We start from the raw sequence: 4,092 nt of genomic DNA, 5'->3' as shown, positions 1-4,092 counted from the left end.
TAACCTCATCTTATGATAAGGCTATTATCTCATATTTTGGTGTCCATTGGATAGGTTTTTAGAGGTGCCCTAATTTTCTGTTTCAACGAATCGTCCCAAAATATGAACATTCTCAGATACAGAGACAAAGGCACCTGGGTCCACCTGTTTCATAATCTGTTTAAATTCATTAAACTCTGCACGTGTAATGACAGTGATTAAAACTGCCTTTCTTTCGTGATTATAGGTTCCTTCTGCATCGTGTATCATAGTTGCTCCGCGGTGCAATTTTTTATGTATTTTTTCAATTACCTTCTCTGGATGATTGGTCACAATCATAGCCTGCATGCGTTTTTGCTTAGTAAAGACTGCGTCTGTTACACGGCTAGAGACAAAGATGGTAATCATAGAGTAGAGAGCGTATTTCCAACCAAAGGTCAAACCAGCTATCAGCATGATAGTCCCATTTACCAAGAAAGAAATACTACCAACATTCTTACCCGTTTTCTTGCGGATGGTCAGGCTGACAATATCTGTACCTCCACTGGAGATATTGTTGCGAAGAGCAAAACCAATCCCCAAGCCCATGACAACACCCCCAAAAAGGGCATTGATAATGGGATCCTCCGTCAAGGTCGCCACAGGGACAAACTGGATAAAGAAGGAACTCATGGATACCGTGATAAAGGTAAAGACGGTGAACTTATGGCCAATCTGATACCAAGCCAAGACCATCAAAGGAAAATTAATAGCGTAGAAGGTTAGCGAAATCGGAATATGAAAACCAAACCAGTGATTACTCAAGGCAGAGATAATCTGTGCCAGACCTGTCGCACCACTCGAATACACATGCCCCGGTTGGAAAAAGAAATTAACCGCCACTGCTGATAAAAAACCATAGACCAGAGAAGCCGAAATCTTCTCATCATATTTTTCCCGAGAGATGCTTTGTAAGACACGTAAAATTTTTATCTGATGAGCAAAGCGGCGCAGATAATAGCGCCACCGCTTAATTTGTTTTGCTTGTTTCATCTTCTTCTATTTGTAAGCTTAGTTCCTCTAGTTGTTTGAGCGCTACTGTTGAAGGAGCTTGTGTCATTGGGTCACTTGCCTTGTTGTTCTTAGGAAAGGCAATAACTTCACGGATATTTTCTTCTCCTGCTAAGAGCATGACAAAACGGTCAAGCCCGATAGCCAAGCCACCATGTGGCGGGAAACCATAGTCCATGGCCTCAAGAAGGAAGCCAAACTGGTCATTTGCTTCTTCAGCTGAGAAACCAAGAGCCTTGAACATACGTTCTTGAAGGTCTTTTTGGTTGATACGAAGGCTACCACCACCAAGCTCATAACCGTTCAAGACGATATCGTAAGCAATGGCACGAACCTTCGCCAAATCACCTTCTAATTCGTGAGCAGTCTCTTCCTGTGGTAGAGTAAATGGATGGTGGGCGCTCATGTAACGACCTTCTTCTTCAGACCATTCAAACATTGGCCAGTCAACCACCCAAAGGAAGTTGAATTTATCATTATCAATCAAACCAAGCTCTTTGGCAATACGTACACGAAGGGCACCAAGCGTTGCATTAGCCACTTCAAGCGTATCCGCCACAAAGAGAACCAAGTCCTTATCTTCAAGAGCAAGCGCTGTTGTCAATTCTGCTTGGATGCTAGTCAAGAACTTGGCAACTGGTCCGTTTAATTCTCCATCAACCACCTTGACCCAAGCAAGACCTTTGGCACCGTACTGCTTGGCTACTTCCGTCATCTTGTCGATGTCTTTACGTGAATAGTTGTCCGCAGCGCCTTTGACTACAATTGCTTTTACAGCAGGTGCTTCTGAAAAGACTTTAAAGTCTACACCTTTGACCACTTCTGTCAAGTCCTGAAGCAACATGTTAAAACGAGTATCTGGCTTGTCAGAACCGTAAAGAGCCATAGCGTCATCGTATTTCATACGTGGGAAAGGCAGAGTGACTTCAATGCCTTTTGTTTCCTTCATGACACGCGCAATCAAACCTTCTGTGATATCTTGGATTTCTTGCTCAGTAAGGAAAGATGTTTCCAAGTCGACCTGGGTAAACTCAGGCTGGCGGTCACCACGCAAGTCCTCGTCACGGAAACATTTAACGATTTGGTAGTAACGGTCAAAACCAGCATTCATCAAGAGCTGTTTCGTGATTTGTGGACTTTGAGGAAGAGCGTAAAAATGCCCTTTATTAACACGAGACGGCACCAAATAGTCACGCGCCCCTTCAGGCGTTGACTTAGAAAGGAATGGTGTCTCCACGTCGATAAACTCCAACTCATCCAAGTAGTTGCGAATAGAGTGGGTCACTTTAGCACGAAGTTTGAAGTTTTCCAGCATCTCTGGACGACGAAGGTCAAGGTAACGGTAACGTAAACGTGTATCGTCATTAGCCTCAATGCCATCTTTAATCTCAAATGGTGTTGTTTTGGCTGTATTGAGCACAGTAAGAGCTGTCACGTTTAACTCAACCGCACCAGTTGGCAACTTATCATTGGCTTGCTCACGCGCAGCGACTTGTCCAGTTACCTCGATGACAAACTCACTACGAAGGCTTTCAGCTGTTGCCATAACCTCTGCAGATACTTTTTCAGGGTTGATAACCAACTGCATGATTCCTTCACGGTCACGAAGGTCGATAAAGATCAAACCACCCAGGTCACGACGACGGCCAACCCATCCTTTCAAGGTCATTTCTTGTCCGATGTGTTCCTCACGAACACGACCAGCATACATACTACGTTTCATTGTTTCTCTCCTCTTTTATTCTGTTACTATTTTACCATAAAAGCGCAGGCTCTTCATGAAAATCATCAGAAAAGTTTGCCTGACTTTAAAAATCAAGTGAAGACTCTAAAAATTAACACCCATACAAAAATCCGATGAAATTCACCGGACTCTTTTATTTTGAATTGTTGCCTGCTTTACGCTTTTCAGCGATTTCAGCTGCCTTTCTCGGCAAGACAATTTCCGTTGTGTAAGCTGTCCCAAAGCGCAAGACACCTGCAATAGGGGCAAAGACAACTGCTAGATAGTTGTAGAAGAAATCGCCCTTAAAGGCATAAGCTAGCGCTCCAATGATGAAAAATAGAACGACTGCTTGAATCACTGCTAATAAAATTACTCGTTTCATGTGACCTCCTGACTCTATTATAGCATGAGAATCATCAAAAAGCTGACTAAATTATTCAAAGCGTGGAGAGAAATACTGTAGACCAGACCTTTTCTGCTAATATAAGCCAAGCCCAAGCTAAACCCAAGACTACTATAAACTAAAAATTGTTGCACATCACCTGGGAAATGAATCAAAGCAAACAAAACACTGGATACCAGAAGAAAAATCAGAGTTTGTTTACTATTGTCCTGCTTAGGAAAGAGGTAGCGTGCTAACATCCCTCTAAAGATAAGTTCTTCCGTCAAAGGAGCAAAAATAACGACCGCAAAGAATGAGAAAAGTGGTTGAGACAAGGTCAAGTCTGTCGCCATTTGTTGATTTACCGAAGGATCATCTGGCAAGAAAAACTGGACAACCAGAGATAAGAACCAAACCAAGGCAGGGAGCCAAATAAATCGGTTAAAGCCACTCTTCTCAATATGAACAGGAGCTTTCTGATACCATTTGTAAATGCCGTACACATAAACTCCAGCCAAGGCCACATAGAGTAAGGTAACAGCATAGGGGGAAGCGCCTAAGGCAAGCGAAGCAGTCGCGAGCCCCTGAATGAAGCTATAGATAAAGAAAAAGGATAGAAGGGCTAGAAGAAACCAGCCAAAGTTTTTAAGTAATTTCATAAAGGTCTCCTATTTAAAATAACGTTTCACCATAGGTAACTGCATCACATTGATATAAACATGGATAGCTCCGACAAGCAAGAAGCCCAGTAGCTGAATCTCTCCTGTCAATAAAGAAATGATAAAAAGAAAAATATATAAGGCTGGTAAGACATACTGATTTAATTGGAATAAAATTCGAAAACTCTGTTCCAAATTAGCCTGACGCTCCCCTTCATCATAAGGGCACCTCTAAAAACCTATCCAATGGACACCAAAATATGAGATAATAGCCTTATCATAAGATGAGGTTATTA

General features: G+C 42.4%; 4 protein-coding genes and 1 pseudogene. All 5 read right to left on the bottom strand.

What is annotated here, in order from left to right:
• Nucleotides 1-69: 69 nt before the first annotated feature.
• Entirely contained in the window at nucleotides 70-1,011 is a 942-nt protein-coding gene (locus K1I71_RS09435; RefSeq protein WP_223330846.1) for a YitT family protein, read from the bottom strand.
• The gene (aspS, locus tag K1I71_RS09430) at nucleotides 989-2,752 is read right to left on the bottom strand and encodes an aspartate--tRNA ligase (protein WP_223330845.1); all 1,764 of its coding nucleotides are present in this window, start codon (nucleotides 2,750-2,752) and stop codon (nucleotides 989-991) included. The genes K1I71_RS09435 and aspS overlap by 23 nt, the downstream gene beginning before the upstream one ends.
• A 154-nt stretch (nucleotides 2,753-2,906) precedes the next feature.
• Nucleotides 2,907-3,137, bottom strand: coding sequence for a hypothetical protein (locus K1I71_RS09425; RefSeq protein ID WP_000832185.1), 231 nt, complete (start codon nucleotides 3,135-3,137; stop codon nucleotides 2,907-2,909).
• Between the two features lie 17 nt (nucleotides 3,138-3,154).
• Nucleotides 3,155-3,796 carry a CPBP family intramembrane glutamic endopeptidase gene (locus K1I71_RS09420; RefSeq protein ID WP_223330844.1) on the bottom strand — a complete coding sequence of 214 codons (642 nt, stop codon included), beginning with the start codon at nucleotides 3,794-3,796 and terminating at the stop codon, nucleotides 3,155-3,157.
• 9 nt (nucleotides 3,797-3,805) lie between these two features.
• Nucleotides 3,806-4,018: pseudogene (locus tag K1I71_RS09415) on the bottom strand (DUF3169 family protein); the annotation flags it as partial.
• Between the last annotated feature and the right edge of the window lie 74 nt (nucleotides 4,019-4,092).

Source organism: Streptococcus mitis (assembly GCF_019929545.1).
In the GTDB taxonomy this organism is placed as follows: domain Bacteria; phylum Bacillota; class Bacilli; order Lactobacillales; family Streptococcaceae; genus Streptococcus; species Streptococcus mitis_BU.
Note: the sequence above shows the minus strand (reverse complement) of the source record. Positions and strands in the feature narration are given on the sequence as shown.